This window comes from Roseiflexus sp., assembly GCF_057785375.1.
In genome coordinates, this window is the sequence record NZ_JBYNRX010000082.1 from 60757 (window position 1) to 77969 (window position 17213).

The window sequence follows — 17213 nt, forward strand, 5'->3', positions numbered from 1 at the left end:
GACGCGGGTCTGATACGCCTCTCATCCGGCGCATCAGGGACGAGACGGCGGATCCGGCGGGCGGGGCGGATCTGGCGCACGCGGCGGGTCTGGAAGGCGGGGCGGATCCGGCAGGTCGGGAGGACGTGGCGTATCCGGCAGTATCGGACGTCCTTCCGGTGCGTCATCGCCATCCGGCTCACGAGGATCGACCGGAGGCGTGGGGATGCCGGTGGGCCAGGGCGCGTTCGGCGGCCAGTTCCCATCCGGGGGCCAGGGAACGCCGGTGGGCCAGGGCGCGTTCGGCGGCCGGTTCCCGCCCGGCGGGCAGGGAACGCCAGTGGGCCAGGGGATATTGCCCGGTCCAGGATCTCCGGGAGGGCGAACGCCCGGTGGCGCTGCCACCGGAGGAGTGGGCGGATTGACTGGAGAACGTGGTTGTGCCGGTGTGGTGGGTTGAGGTTGCACCGTGGAAACCGGTGTGGCGATTGGTTCCGCCGGGGTCGAGGCGGCAGGAACAGTGGCTGCTTGATCCTCATTCACACCGGGCGCTCTGGTTGGAAAAGGCACAACGCCGGTTGCCGCCGGCGCCGGAACAACCGGCGTTGTGGTAACAGCAACGCGCACGGTCGCTGTGGAGGTCGGCGCCAGCAGCGGCGCCGGTTCGCCATGCAGCGGCGCCGCTGCGCGCAGGTCACGGGTTGTGCGTTGCGCATCTTCGACGATCTGGCGAACGGTTGGCGGTGCAATGGTGCGCAAATCATTCAACTGTCGCTCATACCGCTCCAGCGTTTCATCGATCCCGCCGAACCGTGGCGCGGGCGCCTGGCGCAGAAGCGCCGCAGCCGTTTCCAGTTCGATACGGTACGCTTCCAGTGCAGTGTGCAGATCGGCGTCGCGCGCGGCGGATGCCAGCCGGCGCGCTTCGGCGAGCCGTTTCCCGGCAAAATCGAGGCGCAACAGCGCATCACTGCGATCACTGAGCGATGCCGTCAGCCGCAACGTCTCAACAGACCGTTTCACCGGGTACAGTACATCACCGGGAAGCGACGCATCGGAAGCATAGACGGCGCCGCCGCCCAAAAGGATGAGCGCCAGAATCGCCATCACCCAGTAGTGGCTCAACGTCTGGTTGAGCGCGGTCAGGGCGCGGTGCTGAATGACGCGACACGCAGCCCGGCTTTTGTCGAGCAGGCGAGCCACCTCGCCATGGGGAAGGCCACGGAAGAAGCGCAGGACAATCACGCGGCGCTGGTCTGGCGGCAATTCCGCAATAGCGCTGGCAATCGTCGCCGATTCTTCGTTGGCAATGACGCGATCGAGCGTGCTCTCCTGGACCCCGTTGAGTGCGGGGTCGTCGGCAAGCGACACAGCGCGCGCAGGAGGCTGGCTGCGGTAGTAATCGATCACCAGATTGTGCGCAATCTGATAGAGCCAGCTCGAGAAGCGACGCCCGCGCTGTTCGTATGCCGGCATCGCTCCCCAGGCTTTCAGAAACACCTGCCCGCAGAGATCTTCGGCTTCCGCCGGTTCGCGCACACGCGCCAGAATGAACCGGTAGATGGCGGCGCTGTACTGCTGGTAGAGTGCACCAAATGACTCAGCATCTCCAGCCGCCGCCCGGGCGATCAGCATCTCTTCATCTGGCTCTATCTGATGCACCATAGCATTCGGATTACCGAACAACAATCGGCAGCACAACCCGCACCGCTCCCACTGGCGCATCGGCGACGCCTAGCGGGTCGATGCCCGCCTGACTGATCACTGGTTCTGCCATCAGGGTCGGCGGCTTGCCTGCCGCCAGGGTCGTCGCCAGATCAGCGACCGAACCGCCGCCAGGCGTGATGCTCAGATTGTAGGTCGAGCGCGCCGCACCATACACCACGAACAGATACACCCCGGCACGCGGCGTCGTAAAACTGAGCGCATCGACGGCTACACCGTCCAGCGTGCTGGCGCCATCGGGCCATCCCAGGTTGCCAGGATACCATACGTACAGGTCGGCATCGCCGCTCACCGTCTCGAGACGGGCTGTAACCTGCTCTCCGGCTTTGTAGGCGACCAGATAGGCGTCCACGCCGCCAAATGCAACTGTCTCACCAGGCAGGAGCAGGCTGACGAAATCGAGACTGCTGCGGGTGAGGACCGACACGTTGCCGGCTTCATCCGCCACCCACACGCCAATGAAGTGGGTTCCCGCCGAGCCGCCGAGTCGCCACTCGCGCGTCGAGCGGAACTCTTCCCACGAGCCGGGCGTGATCACCTTCCAGTGCGGAACCGGCTCGGTCACCAGTTGCCATTCACGGATGAACATGCGGCTCACGCCAACATCATCGGTGGCATTGATCCGAAGGGTGACATCTCGCTCCGTCACCACATCAGCGCCCTCAATCGTGAGTTGCGCCATCGGCGGGCGCACATCGCGCGGCGGTCTCACCGGCATCAACACAACGACCGCGCGCCGCTCCAGGGATACATTGCCGCTGATAATCGTCGCTTTGTTCATCACCGGCTTCGGACGGGCGACGGCGCCAGCCGGGCGCGCCTGATAGGTCAGCGGCACAGAACTGCCAGCCGGCACAACGACATCATCCCAGCGTAATGTGCGATCTGCCAGAGTGTAGCTGCCGCCAGACCCGGCGACATATTCCAGATCGGCCGGAATGGGATCGACGACATCGACCGTCAGGGAGACAGCGCTGCTGTTGTGCAGCCGGATGGTGTAGGTAACCGTATCGTCGGGACCCAGAACAACCTGCGACGGGTACTTGATCGAACCGGCAAGGTGCGCCGGAACAGGCGGACGAGGCGTTGGCGGCTTGCCCGCCGCCGGCACAAGCATCACCCTGGCTGAACGGGTCAGGGTGACGCCGCCATAGGTAATGACCGCAGTATTGACGTAGGGCGTCGCAGTCAGCACATTCAGGTTCGACACAACCGTGAACGAGAGCGCAGTCGATCCGCCAGCCGGAACATTGACACCGCTCCAGGAAACCGTTCGGGTCGAAGCATCATAACTTCCTCCGCGCACATAATCCATCCAGAGCGGCAACTGATCGGAAACGCTGGCGGCCACCGGGCTGCTTCCACTATTCCGCAGTGTAATCGTGTAGACCAGTTCCTCGCCAGCAGCGACGGCTCCTGGCGATGCAGTCTTGGTCGAACCGGCAAGCGCATCGGACGGAGGAGGCGTTCCCGGACCAGGGTTCAGGGTCACGAACGTCCAGCGCATGAACCGGTAGTTTTCACTGGCGATTGCTGCAACGATCGTCACCTCCTTGCTGGATGTCACACGCGCCGCCTGACGCGCGCGCAGCGTCAGCGGCACGGAACCGCCGCCGGGCGCATTCACCCGTTCCCACGAAATCGCGCGATTGGACGGATCATAGGCGGCGCCTGCCGCCGAACCGCCGGACACATACTCCATCTCCGGCGGCAGCACGACCGTCACATCAACGAGCGCAGCGCCGCCGGAGTTACGTAGCGTCACGGTAGAAGAACGCAAGACCGGATCGACGCGGTTGCAACGGAGTTCTGGCGAACAGAGACATCGATTGCCCCCTTTGCCTGAGAGCGCACATGGACAGGCGCGCACAAGAGACCGTTTCCTGGCACGTATAACGAGAAGACGTTCAAAACGTTACAGCGAGCGCCAGCATTTCGTCCCAATCGTTGCAGCGCACCATACGAACACGTCCTTCCACTGCCAGTGCTGCTACATATGCTGGCGCTGGCGTCAGATCGACGATCTGCCAGCGTTCGGCGATAGATGGATCGGGCGCCGGCAGCACACTAAACGAGTCGAGGGGAAGCGCGAGACCTTCCCCGCGAGCCTTGAGATACGCCTCCTTGTGCGTCCAGCAGCGCACAAATCTCTCGAGTCGATCTCCGGGATCGAGCGCCTCCAGCGCAGCGATCTCGTCTGCCGAGAAGAACCGTCGCGCCAGACCCTCCCACTCGAGATCGGAACGAATCTGCTCGACATCCACGCCGACCTCGCGCTCACCGGCGATGGCGCAGAGCGCCAGGTCGCCGGAATGGGACAGATTGAAGCGGAGGACGGTATTGCCATCGACGGCTGGCTTGCCGTAAACCGACGTGTGGAGTCGCACGCTGGATGGCGCAATGCCCAGGTATCTGCTCAGGATCGATCGCAGCGCCGCATGAGCGACAATAAAGCGATCCCGATCGTGCGCAAAGCGAAACTGCAATGCGCGAGCGCGTTCATCGTCGCTGAGCATTCCCCGAAGCAAGCGCACCACAGCGAGATGTTGATCGAGCCGGATGCGCCAGACGTGTACGTCCCCTCCGCCAGGGATGCTGAGCGAATCAGCACTGATAATCTCTGGTTCGAAGTTCAATGATCGCACAGACATGCAGCCAGTTCACGAATAATCATCTGATGCACCAGCGGTTGCGATGTTGCTGGATAGAAATGCCCGCCGGGGAACATGCGCAGCCTGAAATCAGCGCTGGTATGCATCCGCCAGGAGTCCAGTTCATCAGGCGTCACCGAGTCGTCCTGCAACCCGCCACAGGCAACGATTGAACATTCGAGCGGTCGATCCGGCTGGTAGACATAGGTTTCGCAGGCGGTAAAATCGGCGCGCAGGATCGGCAGGAAGATCTGGCGCAACTCCGGATGCGCCAGCACCTCCATTGATGTGCCATTGAACGACTGCACCAGCGACCACAGTTCATCGTCGGGAAGCGTATGCACTGGCGGATGACGGGCAGGAAGGTGCGCCGCGCGGTGCGCCGATAGATAGAGACGCTGCGGCAGGACTCCCGCCTCGCGGCGCAACCAGCGCGCCAGTTCAAAAGCGAGCAGGGCGCCCATGCTATGACCAAAGAAAGCGGTCGGGCGATCGAGAAGGAGGGAAAGAAGCGCTGGCGCCATCGCCTCGATCAAAGGCGGTATGGCAGTGCAGAGCGGTTCGGGATAGCGCGTCTCATGACCCGGCAACTGCACGGCGCAAACCTCGATCCAGTCCGGCAGCGACGCCGCCCAACCGGCGAACGAAGAAGCGCCGGCGCCACTGTGCGGCAAACAGATCAGCCGCACATTCGAGCGACAGCTCGAACCAAAGCGCACAATCCAACGTTTACTGTCAGGCAGGTACTGCATCCGTCTCCTGCTCGATCGTCTGAGACAGCAATCGGCGCACCGCGCCGTTGAACGCCACAACGACCGCGACGATCACCAACAGCACCCCGCATCCAAAAAAGATCACCGGAATGTTCTGACCAGTCAGATCGGCGATAGCGCCGGTCAAACCTGCAGCCAGCGGCGAAATGCTGGCTGCCAGTGTTCCGAGCACCGCGAACACGCGCCCGCGCAGGTCGGCAGGCGTGGAGAGTTGCACAACGGTCACGACGATGATCGACAGCAACCCCCCGGCAATGCCGATGATCGGCGCGCAGGCGAGCACCAGGAGCGGCGCGGCATATCCAAGCGCCATATACCCGACCGCCTCGACAACCATAGCGCCGACAGCGAACAGCGCGCGCTTCCACCCGTTCAGCGGCAGCACTCCGGCAATCAACGCGCCGAGCAGCCTGCCAAACCCGTATGCAGCCACGAGATACCCATACCAGTCGGGCCCGCGCCCGAGATAGTCTTCGACATAGAATGGCATCAGCACCAGGATCGGCATCACCAGCGCGCCGCTGATCACCGACGCGAGCGCCAGCGTGCGCAGACCGCTCTGCCGCCAGAGATAGCGAAACCCTTCCAGGGTGTCAGTCAGAACCGTGCGCCCCTGCTCGCGCCACGTCCGGCGCGGCGGCGCAGCGCGCGGCGGCGGCGTGATCAACGCCTCGCCGCCTGCCGCCAGCAGAAACGAGAACGCATTGATCACCATCATCAACGGCGCCCCGAAGATTCCGAGCAACAATCCCCCCAATCCCTGCCCCACAAACGTAGCGATCCGCAGCGCGATCTCCATAAACGAATTGGCCGCCTGAACGCGATAGGCAGGAACGAGATCCGGGATGATGGCAGTGATTGCCGGCTCGAAGGCGGTCCCAAGGATCGTGAGCAGGAGCGCAATGACAAAGAGCCAGACGAGCGCCAGAGTCGTCGCTTCCGGCAGCAAAAACATCAGCGCTGCCAGCGAGAGAACCGCCAACCCGCCGATGAGGTCGCTGAGCGCAATAATGTTCCGGCGCGAATACTGATCGACAATGGCGCCGCCGAACGGACCGAGCACGACCGACACAATCCCAACAAGCATAAGGAGTGCGCCGATCACCGTCGCCGAGCCGGTCATATCCTTGAGCCAGAACAGGATCGCAATACTGTACGCCTGCGTTCCGAACTGGCTTATCAGTTGCCCGCTCCAGAGCAGCAGGAAGTTGCGGTTCCACAGCCGGTTCTGCGCGACCATGCGTTGTTGCGTCGATATCATCGTCTTACCGCTCCTGCGCTCTGGCATGCTGCTGCATCTCGCCCGCAAGCGCGGCAGTAATGCATGCTTCCAGCCGGCGTGCAAGCACCCGGACATACGGCGGATGCAACATGCTGATATGGTCGCCGGGAACCTCGAAGACGTCCACACTGTCAGGCGCCAGCCGTCCCCATCCCATATCCCACCGGTCTGCCATCAGTGCATGCCCCGCCGAATGATCGGGACGCGCAGCAAGATCGGCGGTCAGTCGCCCCAACGCACGCTGCAACCGGTTGCCGATCTGTGGCGGGGTGTCGCCAGGATGCTGGACGGCAGCGCGGATCAGCGTGATGCGCCCGGCAAACGGCTGCGGTGTGTACCGGCGCCATGCTGCGGTATGCGTTCTGAGCAGATCGACGAAGAGCGTAAATTGTTCTGGCGTTACATCGGGCAGAATCCAGCCGATCCGTTTCCCTTCATCGAACAGCCGCCGCACCTGATCGGCGTACTCCAGATCGCGCAGTTGCCCGGCGGTGACCGGAATATGCCCGCCGAAGACCGACTCGAGATACGCCGCCGTATCGACCGGCTCATCGCCGGGAACCTCCGGTCCCTGATCGAGGAGCGCGAGCAGCGCCACCTGTTCGCCGCGCCGCTCAAGTTCGATGGCGGTCGCATACGCCAGGATGACCCCTAGCGACCAGCCACCGATCAGGAACGGACCGTCGGAATGGACGCTGAGCATGGCATCGGCGTAGTACGCTGCCATCGCTTCGATGCTTGTGTGCAGCGGCTCTTTTCCATCCACGCCACGCGCCTGAATACCGTAGAACGGGCGCTCGACCGGCATGTGCCTGGCAAGTTCGACATACCAGTGCACACTGCCGCCCGACGGATGGATCCAGAAGAATGGCGGTTGCGCGTTGCCATTGCGCAGCAGCACAAGCGCGGTTGATGCGGCGCCTGACTCACGCCGCAGTTCATGCGCCAGTTGCTCGACAGTCGGAAAGCGAAACAGGGATGCCAGGTCGATCCGCCGTCCCAGTCGCCGCTCGATCTGCGCGGCGAGACGCACTGCACTGAGCGAATGCCCGCCAAGTTCGAAGAAATTGTCATGGATGCCGACCGGTTCGGCAGCCAGCACCTCCTGCCAGATGGCGACCAGTTCGCGCTCCAGATCGTCGCGTGGCGCAATGACGGTGCGTTGCGCCGGCGTCGATACCGCCATCGCCTGGATCGCCTTCCGGTCGATCTTGCCGTTCACATTCAGGGGTAATTCGTCGAGTATAACGAACGCGGACGGAATCATGTACTCCGGGAGCGTTGTGCGCAGGAATGATCGCAATTGAGGAATCAATCCATCGTCCCTGCTCGCGCCGATCGCCTGCGCAAGGTATGCAACCAACCGCACGTCTCCTGGCGCCTCTTCGCGTGCAATGACCGCGGCTGTGCGCACTGCAGGATGCCTGCCAAGCACCGCCTCGACTTCACCGGGTTCGACGCGATACCCGCGAATCTTGACCTGCTCATCGATCCGGCCCAGGAACTCAAGATTGCCGTCGGGCAACCAGCGCACCAGATCGCCAGTGCGGTAGAGGCGCACCGTTCCTGCTGCTGGCGCCCCGGTTCCTGCACCCGCAATCGGACATCCGCGCTCATTGGCGGGCCACTCGATAAATCGCTCCGCGGTCAAGTCAGGACGGTTCAGGTAGCCGCGCGCCAGGGCAATGCCGCCGATGAACAGCTCCCCTGGCACGCCAACCGGCGCCAGACGTCGGTGCTGGTCGAGAACGAACAGGCGCACATTCGCCAGCGGTCGCCCAATCGGAACCGACCCGGCATCCGGTAATGCGCCGGTATCCAGATAGAAACTCACCTCCACCGTCGCCTCAGTCGGTCCGTAGGCATTCACAAACCGGCGTCCCGGCGCCCAGCGGTGAGCGACTTCGACGGGACACCGCTCGCCGCCAGCAATGACGACGCACAGATTTGGCAGGTCATCGTCGGGCAGAACTGCCAGCAACGATGGCGTCATAGTCGTCGTGGTCACGCGCTGGCGCTTCAGCAACGCAACGAGCGCCATTGGATCGGCAATTTCTTCGTGCGGCGCGACAACCAGCGTTGCACCGCCGCCGAGCGCCATGACTATTTCGCCAACCGATCCATCGAAACCAAACGAGAAGAAACGCAACACCCGGCTCTCAGGCGTGATGGCGCACTCCTCCTGCACGACTTCCGCCAGGTTCGCCAGGCCGCGGTGCTCGATCAGCACCCCTTTGGGCAGTCCAGTGGACCCCGACGTGTAAATGACATACGCCAGGTTATCAAGGCCGGCGCCTCCCTCCAGATTTGCCAGCGGCTCATTGGCCAGGTCGTCCCACGCATCGGGCAGGGCGATCAGCGGCAGGCGATCCACCGCACTGGCGCGCAGCTGTTCCACCCCGATCGCTTCACAGTTCTCCGGCGCACCGCTTGCCGATCGGACGGCGAGCAACAACGCTGGCCGGGCATCATCGAGCATGAAGAGCAGGCGTTCGAGCGGACAGGTCGGATCCAGAGGCAGATATCCGCCGCCTGCCTTGAATACGGCAAGCACGGCAACGACCTGATCAATCGACCGTTCGGCGCAGATCGCAACAAGGGTTTCGGGTCCAATTCCACGTTTGCGCAGGTGGTGCGCCAACCGGTTGGCGCGCTGGTTCACCTCGGCATAGGTGAGCGATGTATCGCCAGCGACGATCGCAATCGCCTCTGCGCGCTGCTCGGCGATACGCTCGAAGCGGCGATGGAACGGTTCTTGCGGGAATGGCGCATCGGTTGCACGCCAGGCGGCAAGTTGCGCATCTTCATCAGCAGCCAGGATCGGAACCGAAACGAGCGGGCGCAACGGATCGGCGACGAATCCTTCGAGGATGGTTCGTAGATGGCCGGCCATCCGCTGGATCGCATCGTCATCGAAACGATTGGCATCGTACAGGATGTGCAGCGCCATCTCATCACCAACGCCGGCCGCCAGCGTCAGCGGGTAGTTGGTCTGCTCCGCCGAGCTCACCATTTCAATTTCCAGTGCGCTGTGCGACTCACGCAGCGCTTCGGCGATCGGATAATTCTCGAAGACCAGTAAACTCTCGAAGAGCGGTTGTCCACGCGGGATCTCGCTCCAGCCCTGAATCTGAACCAGGGGCGCATACTCGAACTGGCGCGCTGCAATCTGACGCGCCTGAAGATCGACGAACCACGCGACGACGGTTTGAACCGGGTCGATCAACGCGCGCACTGGCAGGGTGTTGATGAACAATCCTGCCATCTCTTCGATGCCCGGCAACTCCGGCGGACGACCTGCAACGGTCGCGCCGAACACCACATCGTCTTGCCCGCTGTAGCAACCGAGCAGCAACGCCCACGCTCCCTGCACGATCGTGTTGAGAGTCAGTCCGTGGCGGCGCGCCAGTTCACGCAGTAACGCAGTCGCTTCAGTCGCCCAGAGCGCGTGAACTGATCGATACGTCGCTTCCCCGCCGGAGTCGTTCGGATGCGCGACGCCGATTGGCGTGGGAGCGGCAAATCCCGCCAGATAGTCGTGCCAGAACCGCTCGGCTGCCAGCGGGTCCTGGCGACGCAGCCAGGCAATGTAGGAACGGTATGGTTGCGGCGGCGGCAGGGCAGGGTTGCGTCCTTCTACGAATGCGTCGTAGCATGCCAGAACTTCGCGCAGCACCAGCGGCGTCGACCATCCATCGAGCAGGGCATGGTGGTAGGTCCACACGACATACCACGTGCAATCCGCCGCCTGGATCAATGTCAGACGCATGAGCGGCGGATCGACGAGCGAAAACCCTTCGCGTCGATCAGCGTCGCAGTACGAGTCAAGCCTGGTTGACAGCGTATCGGCAGGGCATGTGCGCCAGTCGAAATGGCGGATCGGCAGATCCACCGAACGGTAGACGATCTGAGCCGGTTCTCTCAGCCCGCCGAATACAAACGCGGTGCGCAGAACCGTATGCCGTTCGGTCACACGGCGCCAGGCGCGCTCGAATGCTGCGGTGTCGAAGTCCCCGCGTATGCGAAAACAGAGTTGCTCGATATACATGCCGGAAGCAGGGGCATAGAGGGTGTGGAACAGCATCCCCTGCTGCATCGGCGACAATGGATAGAGATCTTCGACATTCTGCGTGTTCATGACGAACTCCTGTGGTGACGATCCAGCTCGGCCATGATGGCGGTCAGGTCCTCTTCGCTCCATCCGAACTCTGCAACATCGACCGTGTCGAACACAGCGACGGACTCATCACGACATGCACGCATTACAGCGCGCAATTCCGCACGAAACGTCTGTGTCACCCGCGTAATCGTCGTCTCGTGGTGAAGCGTCTGGCTGTACGTCCATTCGAGGTGCAGCCGATCCTCAACAATACCGCCGTCGATCTCGATCAGGTAGGGGCGTGGCGCTGCCGGATCACGATCGGGTCCACGTTCGTCAGCAGTGCTCACGGGCAGAGAGTTGCCAGAAGCGCCCCGATCCATCGAGCCATAGTAGTTGAGGCAGATAGCCGCCGCCGCCCTGTTGCGCGCCAGTTGGTCGCGCAGCAAGCCATAGCCGATGCCGTGGCGCGGCTGGACGCGCATCTGCCGGTGCACCCGGCGCACGGTGTCAACTGGCGCCTCCCCTGGCTCATACTCGATGCGGATCGGTGCGATCGTCGTAAACCAGCCAACCGTGCGGCTCACGTCGATGTCTTCGAAGAGGTCCTCACGTCCGTGATGTTCGACATCGATCAGGATCGCCGGACCGCCAGCCCATGCGCCGAGCGCACGCGCCAGCGCCGCAAGCAGCAGTTCCATCACGTCAATGCGGGCGCGTGCTGCGACTTCGAGCAGAAGTCCGGTTTCTTCCTCGTCCAGGTCCACACTAACGCGCTGTGCATCAGCCTCGATGTTCGCTCCCGCCCCTTCGAGCGGCAACCGTGCCACGGGCGGCTGGATGACCGTTCTCCAGTAGTCGATCTCGGTGCGGGTCGCCTCCGACGACGCCTCGACTGCCAGACGCTCAGCCCACGCCTTGAATGAGGCGGTCTTCGGCGGCAGGCGGATCGGCTGCGCGGCGCGCGCCTGCGCATACGCGGTCTGGAGATCGTCGAGGATCGGACCCCACGACACGGCATCGATCACCAGATGGTGCACCGCCAGCAGCAGGCGCGCGCCGCGCCCCGCCCCCAGGTCCAGGTGCACCGCCCGCATCACCGGTCCGCGCTCTAGGTTCAGGCTCGCCTGCGCAGCGGCGCATTCCCGCGTTATTGCCGCCGCCAGATCGGCGTCATCCACCGCCGCCAGGTCGCGCTGCCACAGCGACGGCTCGCCGTCCGGCGGCGCAATCGTCTGGCGCCATCCATCATCCGCAGGCGCAAACCGCGCCCGCAGCATATCGTGCTGCGCCAGCAGCGCCGCCGCTGCCATCGTCAGCGCCGCCTGGTCGAGCGCCTCTGGCAGCGCCAGCAGCACTGCCTGGTTCCAGTGATGCGGGTTGGGCAGGCGCAGCGCGAAGAACCAGCGCTGGATCGGCGTCAGCAGAACCGCGCCGGTCACTGCCCCCTGCTCCGCCGGCAGCGGCGCGGCGCTTTCCGCCGCCAGACGCGCCAGATCCGCCAGGGTGCGCGCCTGGAACATCGCGCGCGCCGTGAGCGGGATGCCCGCCTGCCGCGCCCGCGCCACCACCTGAATGCTCAGGATCGAGTCGCCCCCCAGCGCGAAGAAGTTGTCCGCGCGCCCGACCTGCGCTCCCCCCAGCACCTCGCGCCAGATCGCCGCCAGCGTCGCCTCGACATCGCCGCGCGGTGCAGAGTCCTCATCAGCAGCATCGGTGCGCTCGACCACAGGCGGCGGCAGCGCCCGCCGGTCCACCTTGCCGGAAGGCGAGAGCGGCAGCGCTGCCAGCGGAACAAACACTGCCGGGATCATATGCTCTGGAAGGCGGGCCGCCAGCCACACGCGAATGTCTGCGATCGGCGCTCCGGCAGGCGTCACATACGCCGCCAGTCGCCGGATGCCCGGCTGATCCTCGCGCACCACTGCGGCTGCATCCTGCACCTCCGGGTGCGCGCGCAGCGCCGCCTCGACTTCGCCCAACTCGATCCGAAAACCGCGGATCTTGACCTGATCATCGAAGCGTCCCAGAAACTCCAGATTGCCGTCGGCGCGCCAGCGCACCCCGTCGCCGGTGCGGTAGACGCGGCAACGACTGTCTGGCGCAGCGGGATCGTCCAACAGACCGCTGACCTCCAGAAATCGCGCAGCAGTGAGATCGTCCCGGTTGAGGTAGCCGCGTGCCACGCCCGCGCCGCCAATGTACAGCTCTCCTGCCACACCGATCGGCGCCGGCTGGAGCGCCGGACTCAGCACATAAAGATGGGTGTTGGCAAGCGGACGCCCAATTGGCACAGTGGCAGCATCAGAAGGCAGATCGGTCGCGTCGTACCACGATGCCGCCACCGTCGCTTCAGTGGGGCCATATGCGTTGATGAAACGTCGCCCCTTTGCCCAACAACGCGCCAGGGCAGGGGTGACGCTTTCACCTGCGGAGATGACCGTCGTCAACGATGGCAGCGCATCAGGATCGAGCAGCGCCAGCACTGCTGGCGGGAGCGTCGCCAGCGTGACCCGATGCTCCTGCATAAAACGGGTCAGATCGTCAGGCGACCGCACGGTGTCGCGCCCCGGCAGGCACAATGTGGCGCCAGAGAGTAGCGCCATGAATATATCTGCCACCGACCCATCAAAACTGAACGCGAAGAACTGCAATACCCGGCTGCCCGGTCCCAGACCAAAATCTCGTTGATAGGCAGTCGCCAGGTTGGTCAACCCGCGATGCTGGAGCAACACACCTTTGGGAAGACCCGTCGATCCCGAGGTGTAGATGACATACGCCAGATTGTCGGGGTGCGCCTGGTTCACCGGCGGCACGATCGGCTCGCCATCGATCCAGATGCGCTGCGCATCAAGCTGCAGCACCGGAAGATCGCATGTGGCAGGGAGCGCAGTCACAGTCGTATAGCTCAGAATTAGCGTCGGGGAGGCATCGTCGATCATGAACCGGAGCCGTTCAGCCGGATACGCCGGGTCGAGTGGCATATACGCACCGCCCGCTTTGAGCACCGCCAGGATGGCGACGATCAGATCCGGCGAACGCTCCAGACAGATGCCCGCCAGCCGTTCGGGACCGACGCCCCAGCGCCGCAGATAGTGCGCCAGTTGATTGGCGCGTCGATCCAGATCGGCATACGTCAACCGCGCATCATCGCAAATGAGCGCCAGCGTGTCAGGGGTACGCGCCGCCTGCGCGGCAAAGAGTTCATGGACGCAGCGATCAGCGGGGAAAGGGGTATCCGTCGCGTTCCAGGCGACGAGCAGACGCCGCTCGTCGGGGGTCAGCAACGGCAGCCGGTCGAGCGTCTGATCCGGATCGGCGACCACCCCTTCGAGCAGCGTTTGGAAGTGGCGCGCCATGCGCGCAATCGTCGCCTCATCGAACAGATCGATGTTGTACTCGATAGAGCATCTCAATCCATCCCCGTGTTCGACAAACGAAAACGTCAGGTCGAACTTTGCCACCCCAACATCGACCATGAGCGGTGTCAGCGTGAGATCGGTCAGATCGAAGCGCTGCAACGAGTCACGCTGCATGTCGGCCATCACCTGGAACAGTGGGGTATGCGCGAGCGTGCGTTCCGGCTGCACCGCATCGACCACCAGTTCAAACGGCGCTTCCTGATGCGCCAGCGCCTCGATCAGCACCCACTGCACCCGGCGCACCGTCTCGCGGAAGGACGGACTGCCCGAAAGATCGGTGCGCAACACCAGCGTGTTGACGAAGAAGCCGACCACATCCTCCACCAGGCGGCGGGTGCGTCCGGCAACCGGCATGCCAATGCACACATCCTCCTGCCCGGCGTAGCGCAGCAGCAATCCGTTGAGTCCCGCAAGCAGAACAGTAAACAGCGTAGCATCCTCATTGCGCGCGAATGCACGCAACGCAGCGGTCAGCGACGCCAGAAGTTCGATATCCAGGCGCGCACCATTGTGCGATTGCACCACAGGGCGCGGTCGGTCGGTCGGCAGGTCGAGCAACGGTGGCGCACCGGCGAACTGGCGCCGCCAGTACGCCAGGTCGGAATGCAGCGGCGTCGCTTCAGGCGTTTCGGCATGAACATCCTTGCCTGTGGCAGCATCGCCCCCCAGCCGTTGGCGTTGCCAGAGGGCATAATCGGCGTACTGGACGGCAGGATCGGGGAGCGGCGATGGTTGCCCCGCCACAAATGCCGGATAGAGAGCGCCAATGTCGCGCAACAGAATCTCGAACGACCATCCATCGGCGGCGATGTGATGCACCACGAGCAATACCACATGCTCAGTATCGTTGAGGCGCACCAGCAGCACGCGCAGGAGCGGTCCGCGCGTCAGATCGAAGGGGCGTCGCGCTTCGGCGGTCAGCAGGCGACGCATCTGCTCTCCAGCATCCGGTGTGCCGCTCAGGTCGATGAGCGGCAGGTCGAGCGGCGCCGGAGGGGCAATCCGCTGCACCGCTTTCCCATCCTTTTCATGGAAGGTCGCGCGCAGGCTTTCGTGCCGCCGCACCACCTCGTTCAAACACCAGTGCAGCGCAGCAACATCGAGCCTGCCCACCAGACGCACCGCGCCAGCGATGTGGTAGAGCGGGCTGCCAGGATCGATCTGCTCAAGCACCCAGAGCCGTTGCTGCGCAAATGAAAGCGGCACATCGCCTTCGCGCGGCGCTCGCGGGAACGCCTCCGCCGGCAATGGTTCGTTGCCCTGCGCCAGGTGCGGATAACGGCTGATGAGCGCCTCCGCCTGTTCTGCAATTGTTGGCGCTTCGAAGACCAGCCGAACCGGCACATCGACCCCCAGCGCATCATGCAGCCGGTTGGCAAGCACCGCCGCCTGAATGGAGTTCCCGCCAAGCGCAAAGAAGCGCTCATCGATCCCGACGCGCTCCAGTTCCAACACCTGGCGCCAGATGTCTGCCAGTACATGTTCGAGCGGTGTGCGCGGCGGAACACAGGCCTCATCATCGGCGCGCACCTGATCCGGCGGCGGCAGGGCGCGCCGGTCGATCTTGCCGTTCGGCGTCAACGGCAGCGCATCGAGCGGCACAATCGCGGCAGGAATCATGTATTCCGGCAGCACACGCCGCAATTCGCGCAGCACGCCGGCTGGCGCCACCGTCGCGGGCGTGACATACGCCACCAACCGTCGCCGTTCGCTTTGCTCGCCCCAGGCGACGACGGCTGCCGCATGAACTCCGGCGACAGTGCGCACCACGGCTTCAATCTCGCCCGGCTCGATGCGAAAGCCGCGAATCTTTACCTGATAGTCGAGTCGCCCAAGATATTCGATTGTGCCATCGCGACGAAAACGGCATTGATCGCCCGTGCGATAGACGCGCTGTTTCCCCCCTGTCTCCGGGTCGTTGATCTCGATGAACCGCTCAGCGGTCAGATCGGGACGGCCCAGGTAGCCGCGCCCGACGCACACCCCGCCGATGTACAGTTCACCCGGTATGCCAACTGGAACCGGCTGCTGGTGTGGATCGAGAATGTAGGCGCGCACATTCAACATTGGACGCCCGATCGTGGCGCGTTCCGGCGCTTCGCGCGCGCAAATCGTCGTCACATCAACCGTACACTCCGTCGGACCGTACATGTTGAAGAAGTCGGTCGCCGGGGCGCGCGCCAGCATTCGCCACATGCCATCATCAATCGCTTCTCCGCCCGGCAGCGATAGACGCGGCGTCCAGCCGCTCCCGTCGAGCAGCCCGGCATCCAGCAGCAGCGCCAGTTGCGACGGCACGCAGTCGAACCCGTCGATGCGCCGCTCGCGCAAATACGCCAGCAGCGCCCGCCCGTCGAGCCGGATGTCTTGCGGCGCAATATCTAGCGTGTGGCCGTAGATCAGCATCACAATCTGCTGGAACGACGCATCGAAGGCGAGGGGCGCATTCAGAGCAATGCGCAAATGCTCGCCAGGATAGCGATCGTAGATCATATGCTGCAACGCCGCCGCCAGGTTGAGCGCCGACCGATGCTCGATCATGACCCCCTTCGGACGCCCGGTGGACCCCGAGGTGAAGATGACATACGCCAGGTTGCGCGCGGTCGTCGTGCGCGGCGGGTTATCGTCCGGCATGGCGGCGATGGCATCCCAATCAGCATCCAGGCGGATCAGCGTCGCATTGGTCGGCGGGAGACCCTGTTCCAGCGCCTGCTGTGTCACAATGACCGGCGCCTGGCTGTCTTCGATCATCCACGCCAGGCGCTGCGCCGGATACATCGGATCGAGTGGCACATACGCGCCACCTGCTTTGAGAATGCCGAGCAACCCGACGATCAGATTGAATCGATCGGGTGGCATTCAGCCCAACCAGCACCTCTGGACCGACGCCACGTGCGCGGAGGAGATGCGCCAGTTGATTGGCGCGGCGGTTGAGTTCATCGAAGGTGAGCGACTGATCGCCGAAAGCGACAGCAGTGGCGTGCGGCGTGCGGCGCACCTGCTCCTCGAAGAGGTCGGGGATGCAGCGCTCAGTCTCGAACGGTGCGCTCGTTGCATTCCATTCGATCAGAATCTGCCGCCGCTCTGCGTCGGTCAGTAACGGCAGCGATGCGATCGGACAATCGGGGTTTTCAACGGCGCCTCTAATATTACAGCGCAAAGTTGCAAGCGGGCAGGTTGAGTAGTCTGGAACCAAGAAGGCATGGTATCTTTCTCCCACCACGATCAATTAGGAAGGAGACGAAGAACACCATGCCCGCGGAAATTGTAACTCAACCTTGC

7 protein-coding genes and 1 pseudogene are annotated in these 17213 nt (G+C 63.7%); all 8 read right to left on the minus strand.

All coding sequences use genetic code 11. The features are described from left to right. Positions 1–33 precede the first annotated feature (33 nt). Positions 34–1704 carry a sigma-70 family RNA polymerase sigma factor gene (locus AC3EA7_RS15550; protein ID WP_488614983.1) on the minus strand — a complete coding sequence of 557 codons (1671 nt, stop codon included), beginning with the start codon at positions 1702–1704 and terminating at the stop codon, positions 34–36. Next, entirely contained in the window at positions 1655–3469 is a 1815-nt protein-coding gene (locus AC3EA7_RS15555) for a hypothetical protein (protein ID WP_488614984.1), read from the minus strand. The genes AC3EA7_RS15550 and AC3EA7_RS15555 overlap by 50 nt, the downstream gene beginning before the upstream one ends. 142 nt (positions 3470–3611) lie before the next feature. Beyond that, positions 3612–4355: a 4'-phosphopantetheinyl transferase family protein gene (locus tag AC3EA7_RS15560; RefSeq protein WP_488614985.1), complete on the minus strand. Its 744-nt coding sequence runs from the start codon at positions 4353–4355 to the stop codon at positions 3612–3614. Continuing rightward, on the minus strand, positions 4337–5107 hold the full coding sequence (locus AC3EA7_RS15565) for a thioesterase II family protein (protein WP_488614986.1): 771 nt from the start codon (positions 5105–5107) through the stop codon (positions 4337–4339). The genes AC3EA7_RS15560 and AC3EA7_RS15565 overlap by 19 nt, the downstream gene beginning before the upstream one ends. Then, positions 5091–6389, minus strand: a complete 1299-nt coding sequence (locus AC3EA7_RS15570) for an MFS transporter (RefSeq protein WP_488614987.1) — start codon at positions 6387–6389, stop codon at positions 5091–5093. Before AC3EA7_RS15570 ends, AC3EA7_RS15565 begins: the two co-directional genes overlap by 17 nt. Positions 6390–6393: 4 nt before the next feature. Continuing rightward, positions 6394–10548 carry an amino acid adenylation domain-containing protein gene (locus AC3EA7_RS15575; RefSeq protein ID WP_488614988.1) on the minus strand — a complete coding sequence of 1385 codons (4155 nt, stop codon included), beginning with the start codon at positions 10546–10548 and terminating at the stop codon, positions 6394–6396. Continuing rightward, positions 10545–16790 carry an amino acid adenylation domain-containing protein gene (locus tag AC3EA7_RS15580; RefSeq protein ID WP_488614989.1) on the minus strand — a complete coding sequence of 2082 codons (6246 nt, stop codon included), beginning with the start codon at positions 16788–16790 and terminating at the stop codon, positions 10545–10547. The genes AC3EA7_RS15575 and AC3EA7_RS15580 overlap by 4 nt, the downstream gene beginning before the upstream one ends. A 40-nt stretch (positions 16791–16830) precedes the next feature. Next, positions 16831–17154, minus strand: a pseudogene (locus AC3EA7_RS15585) (hypothetical protein); the annotation flags it as partial. Positions 17155–17213: the final 59 nt, after the last annotated feature.

Bases quoted from the DNA above. Each gene is read 5' to 3' on its own strand.
- AC3EA7_RS15550 (WP_488614983.1), bottom strand. From the start codon at position 1,704: ATGCGCCAGTGGGAGCGGTGCGGGTTGTGCTGCCGATTGTTGTTCGGT.
- AC3EA7_RS15560 (WP_488614985.1), bottom strand. From the start codon at position 4,355: ATGTCTGTGCGATCATTGAACTTCGAACCAGAGATTATCAGTGCTGAT.
- AC3EA7_RS15565 (WP_488614986.1), bottom strand. From the start codon at position 5,107: ATGCAGTACCTGCCTGACAGTAAACGTTGGATTGTGCGCTTTGGTTCG.
- AC3EA7_RS15570 (WP_488614987.1), bottom strand. From the start codon at position 6,389: ATGATATCGACGCAACAACGCATGGTCGCGCAGAACCGGCTGTGGAAC.
- AC3EA7_RS15575 (WP_488614988.1), bottom strand. From the start codon at position 10,548: ATGAACACGCAGAATGTCGAAGATCTCTATCCATTGTCGCCGATGCAG.
- AC3EA7_RS15580 (WP_488614989.1), bottom strand. From the start codon at position 16,790: ATGCCACCCGATCGATTCAATCTGATCGTCGGGTTGCTCGGCATTCTC.